The organism is Pseudonocardia sp. P1, assembly GCF_000178675.2.
Classification (GTDB): Bacteria; Actinomycetota; Actinomycetes; order Mycobacteriales; family Pseudonocardiaceae; genus Pseudonocardia.
In genome coordinates, this window is record NZ_ADUJ02000001.1 from 1,744,060 (window position 1) to 1,766,700 (window position 22,641).

18 protein-coding genes and 1 pseudogene are annotated in these 22,641 nt (G+C 74.1%); 3 read left to right on the forward strand and 16 right to left on the reverse strand.

All coding sequences use genetic code 11. The annotated features are described in order from the left end of the window. Window position 1 precedes the first annotated feature (1 nt). From fahA to PP1_RS07650, 8 genes are read right to left on the reverse strand one after another with little or no spacing between them, the layout of a single operon-like run. Window positions 2-1,192, reverse strand: a complete 1,191-nt coding sequence (gene fahA / locus PP1_RS07615; RefSeq protein ID WP_010232459.1) for a fumarylacetoacetase — start codon at window positions 1,190-1,192, stop codon at window positions 2-4. Continuing rightward, a complete protein-coding gene (locus tag PP1_RS07620) occupies window positions 1,189-2,052 on the reverse strand; it encodes a hypothetical protein (protein WP_075314077.1) in 864 nt (287 codons plus the stop codon). Before PP1_RS07620 ends, fahA begins: the two co-directional genes overlap by 4 nt. After that, the gene (locus tag PP1_RS07625) at window positions 2,049-3,248 is read right to left on the reverse strand and encodes a homogentisate 1,2-dioxygenase (protein WP_075314076.1); all 1,200 of its coding nucleotides are present in this window, start codon (window positions 3,246-3,248) and stop codon (window positions 2,049-2,051) included. The genes PP1_RS07620 and PP1_RS07625 overlap by 4 nt, the downstream gene beginning before the upstream one ends. 28 nt (window positions 3,249-3,276) lie before the next feature. Next, window positions 3,277-4,629 carry an MFS transporter gene (locus tag PP1_RS07630; protein WP_010240974.1) on the reverse strand — a complete coding sequence of 451 codons (1,353 nt, stop codon included), beginning with the start codon at window positions 4,627-4,629 and terminating at the stop codon, window positions 3,277-3,279. 34 nt (window positions 4,630-4,663) lie between these two features. Next, window positions 4,664-6,076, reverse strand: a complete 1,413-nt coding sequence (locus tag PP1_RS07635; RefSeq protein ID WP_010240973.1) for an FAD-dependent oxidoreductase — start codon at window positions 6,074-6,076, stop codon at window positions 4,664-4,666. After that, window positions 6,073-6,873, reverse strand: a complete 801-nt coding sequence (locus PP1_RS07640) for an SDR family NAD(P)-dependent oxidoreductase (protein WP_010240971.1) — start codon at window positions 6,871-6,873, stop codon at window positions 6,073-6,075. The genes PP1_RS07635 and PP1_RS07640 overlap by 4 nt, the downstream gene beginning before the upstream one ends. Beyond that, window positions 6,866-7,699 (reverse strand): SDR family NAD(P)-dependent oxidoreductase, encoded by an 834-nt coding sequence (locus PP1_RS07645; protein ID WP_010240968.1) that lies wholly within the window; start codon window positions 7,697-7,699, stop codon window positions 6,866-6,868. Before PP1_RS07645 ends, PP1_RS07640 begins: the two co-directional genes overlap by 8 nt. 45 nt (window positions 7,700-7,744) lie before the next feature. Then, entirely contained in the window at window positions 7,745-8,164 is a 420-nt protein-coding gene (locus tag PP1_RS07650; RefSeq protein ID WP_050802525.1) for a nuclear transport factor 2 family protein, read from the reverse strand. Between the two features lie 78 nt (window positions 8,165-8,242). Here PP1_RS07650 and PP1_RS07655 point away from each other — a divergent pair, with 78 nt between their 5' ends. Next, on the forward strand, window positions 8,243-8,953 hold the full coding sequence (locus PP1_RS07655; RefSeq protein WP_010240964.1) for an IclR family transcriptional regulator: 711 nt from the start codon (window positions 8,243-8,245) through the stop codon (window positions 8,951-8,953). A 657-nt stretch (window positions 8,954-9,610) separates the two neighbouring features. Here the strand turns inward: PP1_RS07655 and PP1_RS07660 are convergent. The 7 genes from PP1_RS07660 to PP1_RS07690 all read right to left on the reverse strand — a co-directional run bounded on the left by PP1_RS07660 (window position 9,611) and on the right by PP1_RS07690 (window position 16,368). Beyond that, window positions 9,611-10,843 carry a hypothetical protein gene (locus PP1_RS07660; protein ID WP_010240962.1) on the reverse strand — a complete coding sequence of 411 codons (1,233 nt, stop codon included), beginning with the start codon at window positions 10,841-10,843 and terminating at the stop codon, window positions 9,611-9,613. Then, a complete protein-coding gene (locus PP1_RS07665; RefSeq protein WP_010240961.1) occupies window positions 10,840-11,088 on the reverse strand; it encodes a hypothetical protein in 249 nt (82 codons plus the stop codon). Before PP1_RS07665 ends, PP1_RS07660 begins: the two co-directional genes overlap by 4 nt. Further along, window positions 11,085-11,717, reverse strand: a complete 633-nt coding sequence (locus PP1_RS07670) for a VOC family protein (protein WP_010240960.1) — start codon at window positions 11,715-11,717, stop codon at window positions 11,085-11,087. The genes PP1_RS07665 and PP1_RS07670 overlap by 4 nt, the downstream gene beginning before the upstream one ends. Window positions 11,718-11,802: 85 nt before the next feature. After that, on the reverse strand, window positions 11,803-12,504 hold the full coding sequence (locus PP1_RS07675) for a TetR/AcrR family transcriptional regulator (RefSeq protein ID WP_010240959.1): 702 nt from the start codon (window positions 12,502-12,504) through the stop codon (window positions 11,803-11,805). A gap of 14 nt (window positions 12,505-12,518) precedes the next feature. Continuing rightward, window positions 12,519-13,256: a maleate cis-trans isomerase family protein gene (locus PP1_RS07680; protein ID WP_010240957.1), complete on the reverse strand. Its 738-nt coding sequence runs from the start codon at window positions 13,254-13,256 to the stop codon at window positions 12,519-12,521. Next, complete coding sequence (locus PP1_RS07685) at window positions 13,253-14,854, reverse strand: (2,3-dihydroxybenzoyl)adenylate synthase (RefSeq protein WP_010240956.1); 1,602 nt, start codon at window positions 14,852-14,854, stop codon at window positions 13,253-13,255. The genes PP1_RS07680 and PP1_RS07685 overlap by 4 nt, the downstream gene beginning before the upstream one ends. Then, window positions 14,851-16,368: an FAD-dependent monooxygenase gene (locus PP1_RS07690; RefSeq protein ID WP_029239933.1), complete on the reverse strand. Its 1,518-nt coding sequence runs from the start codon at window positions 16,366-16,368 to the stop codon at window positions 14,851-14,853. The genes PP1_RS07685 and PP1_RS07690 overlap by 4 nt, the downstream gene beginning before the upstream one ends. Before the next feature lie 145 nt (window positions 16,369-16,513). On the opposite strand from PP1_RS07690, the gene PP1_RS07695 reads away from it, so the two are divergent. Then, window positions 16,514-18,625, forward strand: a complete 2,112-nt coding sequence (locus PP1_RS07695; protein ID WP_010240954.1) for a hydantoinase/oxoprolinase family protein — start codon at window positions 16,514-16,516, stop codon at window positions 18,623-18,625. Next, a complete protein-coding gene (locus PP1_RS07700; protein ID WP_010240952.1) occupies window positions 18,622-20,925 on the forward strand; it encodes a hydantoinase B/oxoprolinase family protein in 2,304 nt (767 codons plus the stop codon). The genes PP1_RS07695 and PP1_RS07700 overlap by 4 nt, the downstream gene beginning before the upstream one ends. Window positions 20,926-21,188: 263 nt before the next feature. Here the strand turns inward: PP1_RS07700 and PP1_RS07705 are convergent. Further along, a pseudogene (locus PP1_RS07705) lies at window positions 21,189-22,598 on the reverse strand (MFS transporter); the annotation flags it as partial. Between the last annotated feature and the right edge of the window lie 43 nt (window positions 22,599-22,641).

Genomic DNA, 22,641 nt, shown 5'->3' on the forward strand with positions numbered 1-22,641 from the left:
CTCAGGGGAGCGCCGGCCGGATGCGGCCGGTGACCTCCCCGAAGCCGATCCGGGTGCCGTCCGGTCCGGGGGCGGTGGCGGTGATCGTGACCTCGTCGTCGTCGAGCAGGAAGGTCCGCTGCTCGCCGTTCACCGTGACCGGTTCGGCGCCGCCCCAGGTCAGCTCGATGAAGGCGCCCCGCTGGTCCTTCGCGGGCCCGGACACCGTGCCGGACGCCAGAAGGTCGCCGGTGCGGCTCGACGCGCCGTTCGTCGTCAGGTGCGCCAGCATCTGCGCCGGGGACCAGTACATCTCGCGGTAGGGCGGCCGGGTGACCTCGACGCCGTTCCAGGTGACGGCCATGTCGACGTCGAGTCCCCAGGTCTCCGTGCCGCGCAGGTACGGCAGTGGCTCCGGGTCCTGCCCGGGCAGCGGGATGCGGGCGTGCTCCAGCGCCGCGAGCGGCACCACCCAGGCCCCGACCGACGTCGCGAAGCTCTTGCCCAGGTGCGGGCCCAGCGGGACGTACTCCCAGGCCTGGATGTCGCGGGCCGACCAGTCGTTGACCAGGACGGCGCCGAACAGGTGGTCCGCGACGTCGTCGACGGCGATCCGGGAGCCCAGGCGGGACCCGGCACCGACGACGAAGCCGAGCTCGGCCTCGATGTCGAGCCGGCGGCTGGGCCCGTGGTCCGGGACGGTGTCGCCGGGCGCCTTCCGCTGCCCGCACGGCCGCACGATCTCGGTGCCGGAGGCGACGACCGTCCCGGCCCGGCCGTGGTAGCCGACCGGAAGGTGCTTCCAGTTCGGCAGGAGCGGCTCGCCGTCCGGCCGGAACAGCCGCCCGAGGTTCGACGCGTGGTGCTCGGAGGCGTAGAAGTCGACGTAGTCCGCGACCTCGAACGGCAGGTGCATCCGCACGGAGCCGACGGGGTGGCGGGCGGCGTCGGGCACGTCGCCCGCGACGAGCGCGGTGAGCCGTTCGCGGACCTGGGCCCAGCGCGCCGGGCCCTGCGCCATGAACGGGTTCAGGGCCGGTGCGGCGAACACCGCGTCGTCGCCCGCGGTGCCCAGCAGGACACCCAGGTCGAGGACGGTGTCGCCGAGCCGCACCCCGGGCCGGGGCCGGTCGTCGTCTCCGGTGGAGAAGACGCCGTAGGGCAGGTTCCCGGGCCCGAACGGCGAGCCGGCCGGGATGTCGACGGCGCTCACGGGAGCGCTCCTTCCGTCGGTGGGGCGGTGCAGACGCCCAGGTGGATCAGGTCGGTGAGCGGGTCGGTGATGCTGCAGGTGCCGAACGACCGGAACGCGGCGCGGGCGCGGTCCACCCGGGCGGCGTCGAGGTCGTGGACCCGGCCGGCGACGACGGCACCGTCCCGCTCGGCCAGCAGCGCGGCGGCGTCGGCCGCGGTCCCTCCGCGGAGCAGCGCGTCGGTCGCCAGCAGCACGTTCAGGAACCCGTGCTGCTCGAAACCGGTGGCCGGGTCGGTGTGCCGCACGGCGTGGTGCAGGCCGGCGGTGGCCTTGAACGGCCGTCCGGCGGCGACGGCGCCGGCGAGCCCCGCGGCGAGCTCGTCCTCGCCGGGGTGGAGGTCGGCGCGGACACCGCCGGTGCGGAACTTGGCGAGGACCCCGGCGGGGAGGCCGGTGAGGAACGCGTCGCGGCGGTCGTCGCGTGGGATCTCGACGTAGACGTCGGGGCCGCCGGTGGGCGGCGGCGCGACGGCGGCCCCGTCCGGGGCCGTCCCGGCGGGCGCGGCGATCTCGACCGACACCAGCCGCACCGGCAGGGCGGCCGCGCGGTCGAGGACGCGTGGCAGTCCCTGCGGGCCGCCGGGGAGGGTCACCGACAGCGGCAGCGCGGCACCGGGCGGGAGCAGTGCGGCGAGCGCGTCGAGCAGCCCGTCGTGGACGACGAGCGGCCCGCCGAGCGCGGCGTACCAGGTACCGCGCCGGTCGAGGTACGCGGCGACGGCGCCGGGCAGCGTGGCGTTGCCGGGCGGGAACACCGCGGCGTCGTCGCAGAGCCCGGCGACCAGCGGCGGGACGGTGCCCGCCGCGGGGGCGCTCATCGGGCGGGGCCGCGGCCGGCCCAGGTCCAGGCGTAACCCGGGTCCTCCGCCGCGATCCCACCCTCACCCAGCGCCAGCGGACGGAACGTGTCGACCATGACCGCCAGCTCGTCGAAGAACTCCGCCCCCAACGCCCGCTCCACCGCACCCGGCTGCGGACCGTGGCTGTGCCCACCCGGATGCAACGAGATCGACCCCAGCCCGATCCCCGAGCCCTTCCGCGCCTCGTAGTCCCCGCCGCAGTAGAACATCACCTCATCGGAATCCACATTGGAGTGGTAGTACGGCACCGGCACCGCCAGCGGGTGATAGTCGACCTTGCGCGGCACGAAGTTGCACACCACGAAGTTGCCGCCCTCGAACACCTGGTGCACCGGCGGCGGCTGATGCACCCGCCCCGTCACCGGCTCGAAGTCGGCGATGTTGAACGTGTACGGATACAGACACCCGTCCCACCCGACCACGTCGAACGGGTGATCCGGCACCACGTAGCGGGTCCCCGTGATCCCGGACCCGCCCCCGCGGTGCTTGACCAGCACCTCCACATCGGTGCCCTCGACCAGCAACGGCTCCACCGGACCGTGCAGATCCCGCTCGCAGTACGGGGCGTGCTCGAGCAGCTGCCCGAACCGCGACAGATACCGCTTCGGCGGCGCGATGTGCGAACTCGCCTCGATCGCGTACAGCCGCACCGGCTCGGATCCCTCCGGGACCCACCGGTGCGTCGTCGCCCGCGGGAGTACCACGTAGTCCCCCGCGCCGGCCCGCAGCGTGCCGAACACCGTCTCCACCCTCGCCGCACCCGACTCGACGTAGACGCACTCGTCGCCCACCGCATTGCGGTACAGCGGCGAGGCCTCGCCCGCCACGACGTAGGAGATCCGCACGTCGGCGTTGCCCAGCACGAGGCGCCGCCCCGTCACCGCGTCCACCGCCTTCCAGTCCTGCGCGCCCAGGGAGTGCAACCGCAGGTGCCGCGGGACCAGGGGCCGGTTCTCGCTCAACGACTGGTCGGGCAGCTCCCACGGCGACGCGTCCACGATCGCCGAGGGCACCCCGCGGTGGTAGAGCAGCGACGAGTCCGAGGAGAACCCCTCCTCCCCCATCAACTCCTCCGAGTAGAGGGCACCGTCGGGCCGGCGGTGCTGGGTGTGCCGCTTCGGCGGGACGTCACCGACGCTGCGGTAGTACGGCATGAGGGCTCCTCGGGTCCGGGGGCAGGGGTCAGGAACGGTGCGCGGCGTCGCCGCCGACGCCGGGCTCGACGCCGGGCCGGTCCTCGCGCGGGACCTTCAGGAAGGCGAGCATGATCGCGGCGAGGACCAGGCAGCCGATCGGGAAGTACAGGCCGACGGTGACGTCGGTGTCGGTCGCCGCCAGCCCGATCGCGTACGGGCCGAAGAAGCCGCCGAGCGCGGCGACCGAGTTGATCGCCGCCAGGCCGACGGCGGTCTGCTCCTTCGACAGCACGCGCGCCGCCATCGCCCAGTACGGCGCGAGGTAGCCGAGCACGCCGACCGCCGCCAGCGACAGGCTGACCAGCGACAGCGCGGGCACGTCCTTGAACTGGATCGCACCGAGGAAGCCGACCGCGGCCACCAGGACGAGGACGATCACGTGGTACTTCCGCTCCCCGGTGCGGTCGGAGCTGCGCGCCAGCAGCAGCATGCCGACCGCCCCGACGACGTACGGGATCGCGCCGAGCAGCCCGATGTTCGTCGACGAGTAGGCCGGGTCGAGCTGCTTGACGATCAGCGGCAGGAAGAACGTGAGCCCGTAGAGGCCGCAGGCGATGAACAGGTTCGCCACCGCCAGGTGCAGCACCTTCCGGTCCCGGACGACGGAGAGCTCCGCGCGCAGCCCGGTCCGGGTCTCCGGCACGTACTCGGCGTCGATCTCCGACTGCAGCCAGGTCTTCTCCTCGCCGGTGAGGAAGCGCGCGTCGGACGGCTTGTTCGGGAGCACGAACAGGGTCACGATCCCGAGGACGACGGCCGGTGCGCCCTGCAGGACGAACACCCACTGCCAGCTGCTCATCCCGAACCAGTGGACATGGTCGAGGATCAGGCCGCCGCTGAGGCTGCCGGCGACCAGCGCGATCGGCTGCGCCAGGGCCAGTGCCGCGATCGCCCGGCCGCGCTCGCGGCCGCGGAACCAGTACGTCATGTAGAGCAGCAGGCCCGGGAAGAGCCCCGCCTCGGCGACGCCGAGCAGGATCCGGGCGAGCAGCAGCTGACCGACGCTCGCCACGAACCCGGTCAGCACCGTCACGATGCCCCAGGTGACCGCGATCCGGGCCAGCCACAGCCGGGCCCCGACCCGCTTCATGATCATGTTGCTGGGGATCTCGAACACCACGTAGGCGAGGAAGAAGATCGCCGACGCGATGCCGAAGGTCGCCGCGGTGATGCCGAGCTCGGTCGCCATCCCGAGCTGGGCGTAGCCGATCGCGGCCCGGTCCATGTAGTTGAAGACGTACAGCAGACCGGCGATCGGCATGACCCGCAGCGCGACCTTGCGGATCGTGCGGCTGCCGACGTCGGACCGGCCCGTACCGGGCGGAGTGGTGGCGGACATGGTTCTCCTCGACGGTGAGTGAGCGACGCGCCGGTCAGGCGGCGGCGTGGCGGCCGGCGACCCGGCCCATGGTGAGTGCGTGGGCGACGGCGTTCCCGCCACCGACGTAGCGCGGGCCGAGCACCCCGGCACCGGCCTCGCCCGCGGCGAACAGCCCCGGCACCCGCTCACCGCGTGCGTCCAGCACGGCGGCGGTCGGGTCGATCTCCAGGCCGGTGTGGGTGCAGACCAGCTCCGCCGGCAGGAACCGGGCCGCGTGGAACGGCGGCTCCGCGACCGGCGCGGGCCGCCCGGTCCGGCCCTTGGCCTCGAGGCTGCGGTGGCGCAGGAAGTCCGGATCGGTGCCGGTCACGGGCAGGTGCGCGTTCCACCGCCCGACGGTGGCCTCCAGGGTGTCCGAGGGGACGCCCATCTCCCGGGCGAGCTCGCCGAGCGTCCCGGCGCGCAGGGTCCGCCCGGCGTCGGCCTCGGCGGTGACGTGGCCCGCGGACCAGTGGGCGTAGCCGGGTGGGAGGTCGCGGCGCGCGGCCTCGTCGAACACCAGCCAGGCCGGTCCCGGCCGGGACTCGATCAGACCCGGGGACACCGCGTAGGAGGCGTCCTCGTCCATGAAGCGGCGGCCGTGACCGTCGACGACGATCCGCGAGACCGGCGGGAACCCGGACTGCCAGTGGTGCAGGCGCTGGAAGTAGACGGTCGGGAGCAACAGCCCCCAGCCCTCGCCGGCGACGGCCGCGCCGACCTGCTCGCCGAAGCGGAGGTGGTCGCCGCGGCTGCCGTCGGCGGCGACGACGAACAGGTCGTCGCCCGCACGGGCGGCCGCCGGGAGGTGGCGTTCCCGCAGCTCCGGGTCGTGGGCCAGGCCGCCGGTCGTCACGACGACGGCGCCGGCACCGACCTCGATGCCGTCGGCGACCACACCGGTGACCCGACCCCCGGACACCAGCAGCCGTTCGACGCGGGTGTGCAGGACGACCTCGACGCCGAGCCGCTTCCGGGCCCGGTCCAGGACCTGGACGATCCCGTAGCCCTGGTCCTTCGGGACGTGGCCGCGCCAGACGTCCTCCACGCCGGCCCGGGTCAGACCGGGGGTGTGCGCGTCGTGCGACACCGCGGCCGGGATCTCGACCCCGAGCCCGATCAGCCACTCGACGGCCGGGCCCGCTTGCTCGCAGAACGTGCGGACCAGGCCCGGGTTGAGCAGCCACTGGTTGAGGTCCATGTAGTGCTGGAAGAAGCGCTCCGGCCCGTCGTCGATCCCGAGGCCGGCCTGCACCGTGGTCCCGGCCGCGGTCAGCATCCCCGCGGACAGCGCGGTGGACCCGCCGAGCTCGTGCTCGGACTCGAACAGCAGCACCGACGCGCCCTGCTCGGCCGCGGTGACGGCGGCGGCCAGCCCGGCCCCGCCCCCGCCGACCACGACGACGTCGACCCTCTCGTCGGTCATCCCAGGTCACCCCCGGCCCCGGCGACGATGCGGTGGTACAGCCCGTTGGAGACCAGCCCGCCGTCGACGGTCACCTCGCTTCCGGTCAGGTAGGTGGAGCGGTCCGACAGCAGGAACAGGACGGCGTCGGTGATCTCCTCGGGGCGGGCCAGCCGGCCGGCGGGGACGCTCTCCAGCGACGACCGCACGAACGCGTCCGCCCCGCCGAGCAGCCCGGTGTCGACGAGCCCGGGGTGCAGCGAGTTGACCCGGATGCCCCACTCGGCCAGCGCCCCGGCCGCGGACTTCGACAGCCCGGTCAGGCCCCACTTGCTCGACGAGTACGACGGCGAGAAGTACCCGACCTGCCCCGAGATCGACGCGATGTTCACGATCGACCCGCCGCCGGAGTCGCGGATCAGCGGGGCGAGCGCCTGCATGCCGTGGAACGCGCCGGACAGGTTGATCGACAGCACCCGGTCCCAGAGCTCCCGGTCGGTGTCGAGGAACCCGCGGCGCCGGGAGATGCCGGCGTTGTTGACCAGGCCGCCGAGCTCTCCGCACCGCTCGCGGACCTCGCCGGCGACACGGGCCCAGGCGTCGGGATCGGCGACGTCGAGGGTGTGCCCGGAGGCCGAGCCGCCGTCGGCGGTGATCGAGTCGACCAGGTCCGTGGTGTCGGCGACGTCGGCCGCGCAGACGTGCACACCGCGGGCGGCGAGGGCACGCGCGTGCTGCGCGCCCATCCCGGCCGCGGCACCGGTGACGAGCACGACGCCGGGATAGGTCACGGTCTCGGTGGCCTGGGTGTCAGACATGCCGGGAGCCGCCGTCGACCGCGATCGAGTGCCCGGTGACGTAGCGGGCGCCGTCCGAGAGCAGGAACATCAGGACGCCCGCGACCTCCTCGGGCGAGCCGATCCGGTGCAGCGGGACGGCGTCGAGCGCCTTCGCCAGCGCGGGCGGGTCGTCCTGGATCCAGCGGGTCATGTCGGTGTCGACGAAGCCGGGCGCGATCGCGTTGACCCGGATGCCCCGGTCCCCCAGCTCGACGGCGAGCGACTCGGTCAGGTGCGCGACCGCGGCCTTCGAGGTGCAGTAGGAGCCGCGCCCGCGCCGCACCCGCAGCGCCGAGACCGACGACATGTTCACGATCGCCCCGCCCGGGCCCATCCGCTCGGCGGCCGCCTGCGCTCCGAAGAGGACGCCCTCGACGTTGACCGACAGGGTGGAGCGCACCTGCTCGGGCGTGATGTCGGGGATCTCGGCGAACGGGAAGATCCCGGCGTTGTTGACCCAGAAGTCGAGACGGCCGAACTCGTCGACCGCCCGTCCGGCGAGTGCGCGCTGGTCGTCGGCGCTGGTGACGTCCACACCGGACGCGACGATCCGGCCGGGGGTGACGCCGTCGGCGCGCCCGGCGGCCTCGGCCGCCAGCTCCTCCGCGGTCGCGGTCATCGCCTCCGCGGAGAGGTCGCCCGCGACGACGTGCACGCCGCGCGCGGCCAGTGCGGCGGTGAACCGGGCGCCCATCCCGCGGGCGGCACCGGTGATCACCGCGACCCTGCCGGGGAACTCGGGGTGGACGGTCGCGACCGGCCGGTGCAGGACGCGTCCGGGACCGGTCGGTTCGAGGTCGGTCACGTGTCTCTCCTTCGAGAAGTGTGGTGGTCGGGGGGCCGCAGTGGATCAGGGATCGCGGCGGACGGTGCGCCGGTGGACGCGCCAGCCGTCCGGGGTGCGGACCAGATCGTCGTCGAGGGTCGTGATCCGGTGCAGCCGGGACGGCTCGCCCTCCGGGGTGCCGACGATCTGCAGGTAGGCGCGGGTGCTCAGCGCGTCCGGCCCGGTGACCAGCACCTCGACGGTGCTCACGACGTGCCGGAGCACCTCACCGCTCGCCCGGCACCCGGAGTGGAAGCGCATCGCGAACGCGGTCAGCTCCGCGCTCCCCCGGGACGGCTCCGGGTAGCTGGGTGAGTGGAACTCGCCGTCCGCGGTGAAGGTCGCGGCCCAGTCGGCCGCCCGCCCGGAGTCGATCGCGTGGCTCTGCCGCCCGTAGAGCTGGTGGACGGCGAGCACGTCGGCCGGGTCGGGGATGTCGGCCACGTCGGTCTCCTTGCGTCTCACCGGTGAGTGTGCGATTATCGCACGCAGTGTGCGAACTCAGGAAAGGGTAGGTCGGGGATGGGTCCTCGTCAAGGGACCGGTGCGCCCGCCGAGCGGGCGACCGGCACGTCGAAGACGCTCCATCACGGCCTGGAGGTGCTGGAACTGCTGGTCGGCGCGCCGGACGGGCTGTCGATCACCGAGATCGCCGACGGGATCGGCGTGCACCGCACTGTCGCCCACCGGCTGGTACGGACCCTGGAGGAACACCACCTCTGCCGGCGCGACCGGTTCAAGCGCGTCACCCTCGGCGCGGGACTGGTCCGGCTCGCCGAACCGGTCGAGCAGGACCTGCGCACGCTCGCGCGCCCGGTGCTGGAGGAGCTGAGCGAGCAGACCGACGCGACCGCGCACCTCGTCGTGCGGGAGAGCGCCGACCAGGTCCGGATGCTGATGATCGTGGAGCCGCGCACGGCCCGGATCCACGTGGCGTTCCGGACCGGGCAGCTCGACCCGATCGGCCGCGGCTCGGCGGGACTCGCGATCCTCGCGGCCGAGCCACCGCAGGCCGGGGAGCGCGAGGCCGTCACCGTGGCCCGCCGGCGCGGGTTCGCGGTGTCGCACGGCGAGATCGCGCCGGGGATCACGGGGATCTCGGCGGTCGTCCCGGCCCGGCGGCCGAACGGCACGGTCAGCGTGGGCCTGTCGCTGTTCGAGGTGCAGGACGAGCAGGGCATGGGCGAGCGGGTCCTCACCGCCGCCCAGCGCCTGGCCCGCCACCTGGCCTGACCCGCACCGCCCCCACCGACGCCCACCGGCCCTGCCGACCCTCACCGAATCCGTCGTCCCACCGCCCTGCCGGCGCTCACCGGATCTGCCAGCGCTCACCGATTCGGTGGGTGCTCGCCCGATCGGGTGCGCGTCCACGGAGCCGGTGAGCGTTTCGCCCAGGCCGCGGGGTGGCAACACACAGGCGCTGCCGACGCTCGCCGAATCCGCCGACGCTCACCGGTGCCGTGGGCGCTCACCGAGTCGGTGGGCGCTCGCCCGATCGGGTGCGCGCCCACGCATTCGGCGAGCGTTCGCCCATGCCGCCGGCGTGGCAGCTCACCGGCGCTGCCGACGCTCACCGAATCGGCTGGCACTCCCGAATCCGCCGGCCCACCGGCGCTACCGGCGCTCACCGAGTCTGTCGGCGCTCACCGGTTCGGTGAGTGCTCGCCCGATCGGGTGCGCCCCCACGGATTCGGCGAGCGTTTCGCTCGGGCCGCCGGGGTGGCGGCTCACGGGCGCTGCCGGCGCTCACCGAATCGGCCGGCGCTCATCGGTTCCGTGGGTGCTCGCCCGATCGGGTGCGCGTTCACGGAACCGGTGAGCGTTCGCCGGGGTGGCGGGGTGGCGGGGTGGCGGGGTGGCGGGGTGGCGGGGTGAGTCGCGGGTGGCGGGTCAGGGCAGGGGGAAGCGTTTCCCCAGCCATTCGGTGATCTCGGTGGCGGCCAGCTCGTTGCCGGTCGGCTCGCCGGGGGCGATCGCGGCCCCGAAGTGCAGGCCGCGGACCCGGGCCGTGGTGAGGTCCCCCGCGCCCAGCGCGGCGATCATGTCCGCCGAGTCCGCGGGGAACGCGGCCTGGTCGCCGGTGAGCTCGACGAACAGCGTCGGCACGGTCACGCCGGGGGCGCAGCGCACGAAGCCGGCGTTCGAGCTGAGCCCGGACCAGGTCGACAGCCACGCCTCGGGAGTGCTGATCCGGCCGAACCCGACCTGGCCGTAGTCGATGAGGTCGGGGCGCCTGCCGAACAGCGAGCCGTAGGGCCGGTCGCTCGGGTCCAGGGAGAGGTCGACGGTGCGGGGGTCGGCGTCGGTCCGGAAGATCGTCATGATCGTCGGCGCGAGGCTGCGCCTGCGGTCGGCCGCCGACCCGGTCCGCCGGGACGTCGCGCGTGCCTCCGCGGTGCGGGCCAGCGCCTCGCGGGCGACGGCGTCGATCCGGGCGACCCGCTCGCGCTGGGCCGCACGGTAGCGCTCCAGGAACTCCGCGGGGTACGACGAGCTCTCCGGCGGCTCCGCGAACCCGTTCGCCGGGTCCCACGGGTCCAGTTCCCCGACGACCGACAGCGGGTCGGACTCGTCGGCGACCGACGGGTCGATGCAGGCCAGCAGCAGCTTCCCCTGGCCGGGGTGCGGGGCGAGGAACACCGCGCCGTCGGCCACCGGCATGTCGGCCTCGGCGAGGGTCGTCGGGCGCCCGCCGGGCGTCGTCGCGATCCGGTCCGCCGGAGCCAGCGCGGCCTGCTCCAGGTAGTAGGCGAACAGCGTCCCGCCACCGGAGTGACCGAGTGTGACGACGGCGTCGAACCCGCTCTCCCGCAGGAAGACCTGCCCGGCGGCGACGTCGAGCAGCGCCTGCTCGTGCACCAGGTTCAGGTCGTTGTTGACCGAGCGCGGGTGCTGGGTCCAGACGGCCGCCCCGGCGCGGAGCAGGAGCGGGACCAGCGGGTGGTGCGTGACGTCCTGGCGCGGGTGCATCAGGCACACGACGGTGCGCGCGCCGGGCACGGTCGCCAGGACACCGCGGACGGTCGCGCCGTCGGCGGTGGTCAGCTCGTGCACGCTCGTGACCGTCGACGGCGGCCGGTCGCCCGACGCCAGGTACCGGCCCGCGCCGAGGCCGCCCGTCACACCGGCTCCACGCGCAGCGCGTCCTTGTCGTGCTGGACGATCCGGCCGTCCCGGGCGACGGCACCGACGCAGGAGTACCAGACCGCGTGCCGGCACCCGGTCGCGCGCCGGTCGATCACGATCGGCCCGTCGGCACGGATCTCGAAGTACGGGCCGATCTTGTCGACGACGACGTCCGGGGCCTCGGCGGCGACCTTCGCGACCGTGGTGTTCTCGGGGACGTCGAGCACGTAGAGCGTGGTCACCGGGTCACCGTCTCCCAGCCCGCGGCGCGCTCGACGATGAGCTCGGCCTTGCGCGCCAGCAGCTTGCCGAAGGTGGGCTCCGGCTCGCCGACGACGTCGAGCAGGGCGTCGATCGTCAGGTTCGCGTCGAGGTCCTCCTGCGGGGTCACCGGGCGCATGGCGCGGGTGATCTCGAACATGTAGCCGTTCGGGTCGTGCGTGTAGATCGACTCGATCGTCTCGTGCTGGATCTGCATCTCGACCGGCCAGGCGCTCTCGTCGAGCCGGCGCCGGTACTCCAGCAGGTCCTCCTCGGACTCGACGTGGATCGCCAGGTGCCGGGAGCGGACGAAGTACTCCGGCACCCCGGCGCCGAACCGGGCGTAGACGTCGCCCTTCTCCCCCGCGTCGCCGCCGACGGCGGGGTCGGTGCCGAAGTAGTAGAAGAACGCGATCCGGTCGTCGTTGCCGATGTCGAAGAAGAAGTGGATGAAGTCGGGGTGGTTCTCCGGACCCCAGCCGGCCGCGCAGATCGAGTGCACCACCGGGAATCCGAGGACGTCCCGGTAGAAGCGGACCGTGGCCGCCGGGTCGAAGGTCGGGAACGCGACGTGGTCCACGCCCTGGACCCGGTGCTCGAGCTCCGTCATGGGTGACTGCCTCCTCGCGTCGTGCGTCGACCCGACCGTAAGTCGGCTCGACACTTGAGTCAACAGTTCGACGCCAGCGACGAAGTCACAGGTCGAGGACGCGTTCCAGGTGGTCGAGGTTCTGCCGGAGCAGCTTGAACGCCGCGGCGGGGCCCTCGCCGTCGGGCATCTGGTCGTCCGGGCGCACGAGCGCCCCGACGGCCATGTCGGCGAGCTGGGCGGTGACGCCCTCGGTGGTGTCCCGGCCACCGGGGTGGAACCACCAGGCCACCCAGTTGCACATGCCGAGCACGCCCAGCGCCGCGACCCGGGCGTCGACGGGGCGGAACCGGCCGCCGCGGACGCCGTCGTCGATCACGCCGGCGATCACCTTCAGGATGGTGCGGCGGCTCTCGTCGTAGGCCGCCGTGAGCTCCTCGGGCAGCTCGGCCTCGGAGCGGATGAGCAGCCGGAACCGTTCGGGCTGGGTGGTCCGGCGGCCGACGATGATCCGCACGATCCCGCGGAGCTTGTCGACGGCGTCGAGCGCGTCGTCACCGGCGAGCGCCTCCAGCTCGTCGAGCGGGCCGTTGGTGACCTCGGTGACGAGCTTGGCGAGCAGCTCGTCCTTGCTCCTGACGTAGTAGTAGAGCGCGGGCCGGGTGATGCCGAGCGCGTCGGCGATGTCCTGCAGGCTCGTCCCGGCGAAGCCGCGCTCGGCGAAGAGCCGGGTGGCGTGCTCGTACAGCTCGTTCTCGACCAGCTCCCGGCGGGCGCTGGCCTTGCGTGCCGGCTCGGATCCGCTCATGGCCGCAGATCGTGTCACGACGGTGCCGCGAGCAGCCGTCCCGCGCCGGGCAGGACGGGCTCCAGCCCGAGGTGGGTGAGCAGCGTGTACGCCCCCGCGGTGGCGGCGGAGAGCACCGGCAGCCCGAACTCCTCCTCGGCCGGCGCGACCAGGTCGAGCGAAGGCATCTGCACGCAGGCCGAGATGACGAGCGCGTCGGCGCCGGTGAGGTCGAGCCCGCGGGCGGCGGTCAGCACCCGGTCGCCGGGGATGCAGCCGACCTCGGCGTTGTCGCCGACCTCGAGCGCGGCCCAGTCGACGACGGTGAACCCCTCGGCCTCCAGGTAGGCCACCACCTGCTCGGCCAGCGGCCGCAGGTACGGCGTGACCAGCGCGATCCGGCGCGCACCGAGCGCCCGCAGGCCCTCGACGAGCGCGCCGGCGCTGGACAGGACGACGGCGTCGATCTGCTCGCGGACGGCCTTCTCCACCCGCTGGTGCTCACCGGGCCCCTGCGCCATGAGAGCGACCAGGCAGGCGTAGAGCAGGGCGTCGACGCGGGCGTCGGCCAGCTCGTCGACGCAGCGCTCGCGCTGGGCGTTCATCGCGGCCAGCTCCTCCGGCGAGACGCGGTGCATCCGCATCCGGCTGGAGTGGAACGAGAAGCGCTCGGTGTGCCGGGCGAGCAGAGCGGGGACCTCGGTCTCGACGGTGACGTTGGAGCTGGGGACGACCAGCCCGATCCGGTGCGGCGGGCGGCGCGGGTGGGTCATCGGAGGCTCACTTCCTCGGAGGCGATGGTGCGGGCGATGTCGGTGGCCAGCCGCTTCTTGTCCGTCTTCCCGACGAGCGTGCGCGGGATCTCGTCGAGGTGCTCGATCCGTTCCGGCCACTTGAAGGTGGCGACGCCGTGCGCCGCGAAGTGCTCCTGCACCTCGGGCAGCGTCAGCGGTGCGCCGTCGACGACGATGTAGGCGCAGGTCCGCTCGCCGAGCCGCGGGTCGGGCATGGCGACGGCGGCGGCGCCGACGACCCGGGGATGGCGGAGCAGCAGCAGCTCCACCTCCTCGGCGTTGATCTTCTCGCCGCCGCGGTTGATCAGGTCCTTGATCCGGCCCTCGATCGAGACGTGGCGCTCGCCGCCGATCGTCCGGAGCGAAGCGAGGTCGCCGGTCCGGTAGAAGCCGTCGGCGGTGAAGGCGCGGGCGTTGTGCTCGGCGGCGTCGTAGTAGCCGCGCAGCGTGTAGGGCCCGCGGGCGCAGAGCTCGCCCACCTCGCCGTCGGGAACCTCGTTCTCGGTGCCGGGGTCGAGGACCCGGATCTCGTCGTGCGGCGACAGCGGGGTGCCGACGGTCGTCAGGCGGGCCTCGCGCGGCGCCCCGGGACGGGTGGTGAGGAACAGCCCCTCCCCCATCCCGAAGAGCTGGCCGGACCAGATCCCGCGGGCCTCCAGGCGCTCGAACAGGGCCGGCGGGACCTTCGCCCCGGACAGCACGACCTGGGTGACCGCCGCGGTGGCCGCGGCGAACCCGGGGTGGTCGGCGGCCCTGTAGTGCCCGTGCCCGAGCAGCACGTGGGTTGCGCGCTCGCGGGCCATCAGGGGCAGCGACTCGTCGAGGTCGGGGGTGCCGAGCACCAGGCAGGCGCCGGTGCTGTGCGCGGCGTGCACGGCGCACACGATCCCGGCGTTGTGGATCACCGGGATGAGGTGCGCGACGCGGGTGTCCGGGGTCCAGCTCCAGGACCGGGCGTACTCGGCGGCGTTGTACCAGTACTCGGCGTGCAGCCGCGGTATCACCTTGGGCACGCCCGTCGTGCCGCCGGAGAGCTGGTGGACGGCGACGTCGTCGGGGTCGATCCGCGCCTGGATCCGCTCGACGAGAGCGCGGGCCCGCTCCGGGTCGTCGTCGGACGGCAGCTCGCCCAGCACGAGCGTGCGCCCGATCCCCTGCTCGCGGGCGAACGCGACGAGATCGAACCTCCCGCCCCGCTCGACCAGGTGCCCCCGCGCCCCGACCCGGCGGCCGATCTCGGAGATCTCGTGCGCGCGGTGCGCCGCGAGGGTCGCGACCGGGACCAGCCCGGCCTTGAGCACGCCGTACCAGGCGAGGACGGTGTCGAGCCGGTTCGTGACCTGGAACAGCACCGGGTCCCCCGGCTCCAGGCCGAGCCCGGCGAGCCCGGCGGCGAGCCGGTCGCTGCGCTCGTCGAGCTCACGGTAGGTGACCCGCCCGTCGAGGGCGACGACGGCGTCGCGGCCGGGGTGCGCGGCCGCCACCGCGTGCAGCTCGTCGGCGAGGGTGCGGGTGCCCCAGAGTCCGGCGGACCGGTACCGGCGGGCGGCCTCCGGCGGGTACGGGACGAGTCTCATGCGGTCTCCCCGGTGAGTGACACGAGATCGGTGCGGCCGCTCACGAGCCCGGCGGCCAGGTCGTCGCGGAACGCCGCCGGCCCCTCGACGGCGACGAGCGCGCCGGTCTCCCGCCGCACCCGCTCGGCGAGGTCGAGCCGGGTCAGGAGTGCGGCGCGGTCGGCGGGCCCGGTGATCCGGTAGCCCCCCGCCCCGTCGCGGCGGACCCGCTCGACGAGCGCGTCACCGGCGGTGGACCACGGGTCGTCGAGCCGGACGTCCAGCGCGGCGAGCCCGGCAGCGCCGCTCGTGCGGTCGGCGAACCGCAGGTCACCGCGCTCCAGGGGCCGGCCGATCACCCAGTCCGTGAGCCCCTCGTGCGGTCCGGGCACGCCCGCGTACTGCTCCAGCGCCGCGGCGACGACGTCCGGCGCGGTCCCGGCGAACCGGTCCAGCGGCACGTTCCCGGCCCGGGACATGTAGGCGACCATCAGCCGGGCGGCCGGGAGGTCCAGGCGCGACGGGAACGACTCCCACCACAGCCTGCTGCGGCGGGCCAGCTCCTGCAGCCGTTCGACGGCGGGCCGCCGGACCTCCTCGTAGCGGGCGAACGCGGCACCGGGGCCCGGCTCGCCGGCCAGTGCCTCGACCAGGGCGATCGCGTCCTCCATCGCCAGCTTGGTGCCGGAGCCGATGGAGAAGTGCGCGGTGTGCGCGGCGTCGCCGAGGAGCACCGTGCCGCCGTCGGACCAGCGGTCGCAGCGGACCGTGCGGAAGCGCAGCCACCGGGTGCGATTGCCGATCAGCGGGTGCCCGTGCAGCTGCTCGGCGAACGCCCGCTCCAGGAAGCGCAGCGACGTCGTGTCGGACGCGTCCGGCGGGGTCGCGTCGGTGGTGGCGTCGAACCCCGCCCTCCGCCAGGTGGCCTCGTCGGTCTCGATCAGGAACGTGGACCGGCCGCCGGAGTACGGGTAGGCGTGGGTCACGAAGACCCCGTGCTCGGTCTCCACCGGGGCGAACACGGCGTCCGGCAGGGTGAGGTCGGCGGCGCACCACAGGTAGAGCCCGCGGCCGAGCCCGGCCCGGCCGCCGTAGGGACCGGCCTCGCGGGTGGCACTGCTGACGCCGTCCGCGGCGACGACGAGATCGGCGTCCAGCTCGTGCGCCGCACGCCGCGCGCCGAACTCCAGCACGACCCCGGCCTTCTCCGCGTGCCGCTGCAGGATCGCCAGCAGCTCGGTCCGGGCGACCCCGATCAGCCGGTCGTTGCTCACGCGCACCCGGTCGTCGCCGTTCTGCAGCGTCATGTCGTGCCGCACCCCGGCGGCGACGAGATCGCGCAACGTGTCCGGATCGGCGGCGGCCAGGTTGCGCTGGGTGCCGGCGGCGAGACCGACACCGAACCCGAAGGTGGTGTCCGGGTCGCCCTGCTCGTGCACGGTGACCTCGCAGGTGGGGAAGGCGAGCTTCAGCAGGCGGGCCGCGTAGAGCCCACCCGGCCCCCCGCCCAGCACCGCGACGCGACGTGGCTGCATCTCCTACCCTTCCGCACCAGCTTGTTCGACGACAGCGTCGACTATTCGACGACAGCGAGGGCCACGAGTCAACGTTGACTGCCGTCACATGTGTTGAATAGTCTACGCACTCGTCAGCCACTCACCGCGCGAAGGAGCGCCAGCCATGGCCTATGTCATCGGCGTGGACGTGGGCGGCACGTTCACCGACGCCGTGCTCGACGACGACGCCGGGACCGTGCTCGCCGCGAAGTCCCCGTCCACCCCGCCGGACTACTCCCAGGGCGTGCTCGACGTCCTCGCGCTGCTGGCCGAGCAGCTCGGGACGAGCCTGCCGCAGATGCTGGCGGAGACCCACCACATCGCCCACGGCACGACGTCGTCGCTGAACGCGCTGGTCATGGGCAACGTGCCGCCGGTCGGCTTCCTCACGACCCGCGGTCACCGGGACTCGATCTTCATCATGAACGTCGAGGGCCGGTACCTCGGACGGTCGCCGCACGAGCTGCAGCACGTCCTCGGCCAGGACAAGGACCACGCGCTGCTGTCCAAGCGGCACGCGCTGGAGGTCACCGAGCGGATCGACCGGGACGGCACCGTCGTCGTCACGCTCGACGAGCAGGAGGCCCGCGCCGCGATCCGCTCCCTGGTCGCGGACGGGGTCGAGGCCATCGCGGTCTCGCTGCTCTGGTCGTTCCGCAACCCGGTGCACGAGCGGCGGCTGCGCGAGCTGATCGCCGAGGAGGCGCCCGGCCTGTTCGTGGCGCTGTCGTCGGAGGTCAGCCCGCGGATCCGGGAGTTCGCCCGGAACGCCACGACGATCATGAGCACCCAGATCGGGCCGGGCCTGCGGGACTACCTGGGCGCGCTGGAGTCGTCGCTGCGGGACAACGGCCTCACCGGCCCGCTGCTCGTCATGCAGAGCAACGGCGGCGCGGTCGCCGCGGCGGAGGCCCCGGCCGCCGCGATCAGCACCGTCGGGTCGGTGCTCACCGGCGGGGTGATCGGGTCGGTCGCGCTGGGCCGCCAGCTCGGCCACCGCAACATCATCTCGACCGACGTCGGCGGGACCACGTTCCTCGCCGGGCTGGTCGTCGACGGCGAGCCGGTCCGCGACACCACCACGGTGATCAACCACCACCCGATCAACGTGCCGACACTGCGGGTCGACGCGATCGGGTCCGGCGGTGGCGCGATCGCCTGGCTCGACGCGGGCGGCAACCTGCGGATCGGCCCGCGCAGCGCGCAGGCCGTCCCCGGCCCCGCCTGCTACGGCAACGGCGGCACCGAGCCCACCAACACCGACGCCAACCTCGTCCTCGGGATCCTCCCCGAGCGCGGTCTGCTCGGCGGACGCAAGCCGCTCTCGCTGGAGCTCGCCCGCGCCGCGATCGAGACCCGGATCGCGAAACCCCTCGGGCTGACGGTCGAGGAGGCCGCCGCCGCGATCCACACCGTGCAGAACGCACAGACCGGTGACCTGCTGCGCAAGACGGTCGTCGAGTCCGGGCACGACCCGCGCGACTTCGTGCTCTACGCGTTCGGCGGCGCCGGTCCCGCGCACTGCGCCGGCTACGCGGCCGAGGTCGGCTGCGACGAGGTCGTCGTCCCGCTCGGCCCGGTGGCGAGCGCGTTCTCCGCGTTCGGGCTCGCGTCGTCGGACATCGTGCTCGCCGCGGAGCTCTCCGACCCGAGCGTCGTCCCGTTCGACCCGGCCCGGGCCGAGCGCAACTTCGCCGAGCTGGAGCGGCAGGTCCGGGACGGCCTGGAACGCCAGGGGGTGCGGTTCGAGAAGGTCGAGCTGGCCCGCGAGATCGACATGCGGTACACGATGCAGCTCGCCGAGGTCACCGCCCCGGTCGCCGGCGGCCCGCTGGACACGGCCGCGATCGAGGAAGCGGCGGCCGCGTTCGAGAAGCGCTACGCCGAGCTGTTCGGCGCCGACGCCGGGTTCCGCGAGGCCGGCATCCAGGCGATCACCTTCCGGGTGCGCGCCACCGGCGTGCTGCCGTTCAGCCCGGAGCTGCCCGGCGTCCCCGCGGCCGACGGCGATCCCGTCCCGGCCACCACCCGTCCGGTGTGCCTGGACGCCGCCACCGGCTACGTCGACACGGCGGTCTTCGACTACCGCGAGCTGCGGGCGGGGCACGTCCTGACCGGCCCGGCGATCGTCGAGGTGCCGACCACCACCGTCGTCGTCCCGGGCGGGACGACCGGCACCGTCGACCACCTCGGCAACCTCACGATCCGTGACGACTCTGCGAGGAGCTCCCGATGACCATGCCGATCCCCGGCTCGGAGGCCTTCTCCAGCCGCCCCGTCGACCCGGACGAGCTGGCGCGGTCGCTGCCGTCGTCGCTCGCGGTCCACACCGTCACCCAGGACCAGATCGACGCCCTCGATCCGCTCACCTACGAGGTGATCCGGCACCGGCTCTGGTCGGTCACCGACGAGATGGGCGAGGCGCTCAAGCGCATGTCCGGCTCGCCGATCGTCACCGACGCCAACGACTTCGACTTCGCCATCTCCGACGAGCTGGGCCAGGAGGTGCAGGTCGGGCTCTACAACACGATGCTCGTCGGCGCCGTGGACCTGGCGATCTACTGGACGCTGCGGCACCGGGCGTCGAACCCCGGCATCGAGGCCGGGGACATGTTCCTCACGAACGACCCGTGGGTCGGCGGCGGGCTGCACCAGAACGACGTCATGGTCTACCAGCCCGTCTTCCACGACGGGAAGCTCTTCGCCTGGACCAGCGCGATCGCCCACCAGCCCGACCTCGGCGGGGTCGGCCTCGGGTCGTTCTCCCCCGCCGCGCAGGACGTGTTCTCCGAGTCGCTGCCCACGCCGCCGGTCAAGGTCGTGCGGGACGGGCGGCTGCAGGCCGACGTCGCCGACGTCTGGGTGCGCCGCTCCCGCGTGCCGATGCTGGTCGGGCTGGACCTGCGCGCCAAGATCGGCGCGAACAACGTCGGCGGCGAGCGGCTGCACGCGCTGATCGACCAGTACGGCGCGGACACGGTGAAGGCCGTGATGAAGCGGATGATGTCCGACGCCGAGTCGCGGCTGCGCGGCAAGCTGACCGCGCTGCCGGACGGCAGCTGGTCCGCCACCGGCTACCAGGACCAGTCGCACGAGGGTGACCGGAACCTGCACACGATCACCGTGACGACGACGAAGTCCGGCGATCACCTGACCTTCGACTTCACCGGCACCGACCCGCAGGCGGGCGTCGTCAACTGCACCTACGCCGGGATGCGCGGCGGGGTCATGCTGGCGCTGCTGCCGATCCTGGCCGGGGACATCCCGTGGTCGGCGGGCGGGCTCATGCGCTGCTTCGACCTCGTCACCGAGGAGGGGACGCTGAACAACGCGACGTTCCCCGCGGCCGTCGGGCGGGGGCCGATCGGACCGGCCTGGCTGACCGGCAGCCTCGTCGCCGAGTGCCTGTCCCAGATGCTCGACCGGGACCTGGAGCTCGGCAAGAACGTGCAGGCGACCTGCTGCGGCACCTGGGACACCGCCGTGATCGCCGGCCTGGACGAGCGCGGCGAGCAGCCCGCACCGTTCCTGTCGATCATGATGGAGCCGATGGCGGGCGGCTACGGCGCACGCCCGCACGCCGACGGCGTCGACACGGGCGGGCTGTTCTGCATCCCGATGGGCCGGGTCCCCGACGTCGAGATGACCGAGTTCCTCTACCCGCTGCTGACCCTGTGGCGGCGCGAGGTCCCCGACTCCGGCGGGCCAGGGCGGCAGCGTGGCGGGCTGGGTGCGTCGATGGCCTTCACCCCGCACGGCACCAGCCTGCCGATGGGCCTGGTGCTGGCATCGGCGGGCAAGGCGGTCGCGCAGAACACCGGCCTCTCCGGCGGGCTGCCGGGCAACTCCGGGCTCGACGTCGTCGCCCGGGACAGCCGGGTGGCCGAGCTCCTCGCCGGCGGGACGATGCCGACCGAGCTGGCGCAGGTGTCGGACACCCTGGAACCGGGGCAGAACTACGCCTCCAGCCACCTGGCGCCGGGCGAGGTGTTCGCGATGACCTGGCAGGGCGGCGGGGGCTACGGCGACCCGCTCCGGCGCGACCCCGCCGCCGTCGCCCGCGACCTGCGCGAGGAGAAGATCACCGCAGGTGCGGCGCGGTCCGTCTACGGGGTCGTGCTGCACGACGGCGCCGTCGACGCGGCCGCCACCGACGCCGAGCGTTCCCGGCAGCGCGACGCCCGCCGCGACCGGTCCAGCGTGACCGGGACGACCCGCGGCCGGGCGGACCTGTCGTCGGGCCGGCGGATCGACGACAACCTCGTCGAGGTGGGCGACGACGTCGCCTGCGGGCACTGCGGCGAGATCCTCGGCGACACCGGGGACGCACCGCTGGTCCTGGCGGTCCACGACGGGCCGCCGGCCACGGCCGGGCCGCAGATCATCGCGACCGCGTCCGACTACGTCGACGCCCCCGTGGTGTTCCGGCAGTACAGCTGCCCGTCGTGCTGGACGGCGCTGTCGTCGTCGGTGGTGCCCGCCGACCACCCGGACGCGGCGAGGAGCCTCGGCCGGTCGACGGTCCGCACGGGGTGAGGATCCGGGGCGGGCGGGCGACGGCCGTGCCAGACCCCGTTCGCCTCGTGCACCCCGCGCAGCGCCCCGGCGACCAGGGAGACGAGGTCGCCCCACGGGTCGCCGTCGGGGTCGGCCGGGACCGTGCCGCGCGGCGCGGTCCCGGTCGCGACGGCGGCACCGGCCGCGACGACGAGCAGCCCGCCCGCGAGCAGGCTCGTCGCCTCCCCCAGCGGCAGCACCGACGCGAGCATCCCGACCGCGAGGGTCGGCAGGCCGGCGCCCAGGTAGTAGACGACGTAGGCGGTGGCGCTAGTCCCGGCCGCCCGGGGCCCGCTCGCCCCGGCCTCCACCGTGGCGTGTGCGCCGCCGTAGGCGAGGCCGTGCCCGAACCCCGCGACCACCGCGGTCACGAGGACCACCGGCACCGACGGGGCGGCCCCGGTCGTCGCGAGCACCAGCAGGCCGGCGCCGAGCAGGACGAGCCCGCGCACCTGCGCTCGCCGGGCTCCGAGCCGGGTCAGCAGGAACTGGGCAGGCACCGCGGCGAGCACGACGAGGGAGGCCACCGCGCCGAGCGTCGCCGGACCGACGTCGCCGGCGGCCCGGGCCAGCACGTTCGGGACGAGCCCGAGGAACAGCCCGACGACCGCCCACGACACGAACCCGGTCACGAGTGCCTCGGCGTGGGCACGGCTCCGGCGCGGCTCCGCCCCGGTCCTCGTGCCCCTCTCCGCCCGGACCGGCGCCGGGCGTCGGGCCCGGGACGGTCGCAGCCACCACAGCACCCCGAGCAGCGCGACCGCGTGCAGCACGTGGGCGACCACGTGCGGGGCCGGGACGAGCTCGGCCAGCAGCCCGGTCAGACCGGGGCCCGCCGCGGTGCCGGCGAGGAACGCGAGCGCGCCCGCGGCCGCGATCCGGCGCCGCGCACCCGTCGTCGACGCCCCGGCCAGCACCACCATCCCCGCACCGGTCGCCGCCCCGAGCGCGACGCCCTGCAGCACCCGCCCGGCGAGCAGCCACGCCACGTGGTCGCCCACCGCGAAACAGACCGAGCCCAGCACCCCGGCGACGAGCCCCGCCCGGACCAGGCGCATCCGGCCCAGCCGGTCCCCCAGCGGCCCGAGCAGGAGCAGCGCGGGCACGCTCGCCACCGAGTAGGTGGCGTAGACCAGGGTCAGGGTCAGATCGCCGAACCCCAGCCGGGACTGGTAGCCGGGGTAGAGCGGGCCCGCCATGTTCGCGCCGAACGCGAGGAGCGCGAGGGCCGCGGCGACGGCGAGCGTGCGGGCAGCGGGGCCGGTGGGCCCAGCGGGCGCGGCGGGGCCGGGTGGCGGGCAGGGCTCGGGGCGGGGCTCGGGGCGGAGCCGGAGGTCGGACACGCGCCCAGCGTGCGGACAAGGATCGTCACCGAACAACGAAGAGTCGTACAGGAAACCGTGTACGGATCGCGGACGGTCGGGCCGCGGGGGTGTACTCGCTGGCCGTGCGGTCGCAGCCGGTGATCGGCGGGCCGGTCCCGCCCCCCGGCCGTGACCGGCCCCACCGTCGCTCCCGTGTGTCGCGCGCGGGCGCGCCGATCCCCGCGCCCCGGCGGCACAGCGGCGGTGCGTCCGACGCCCGGACCTGTCCACGACGGTCCGCGCCTCGGGAGGGGTCCGGAGAATCGCTTCCTGAGGAAGCGATTCCACGCAAGGGAATCCCCCGCGGGCGCCGGGCCCGTCCGAGGGAGCG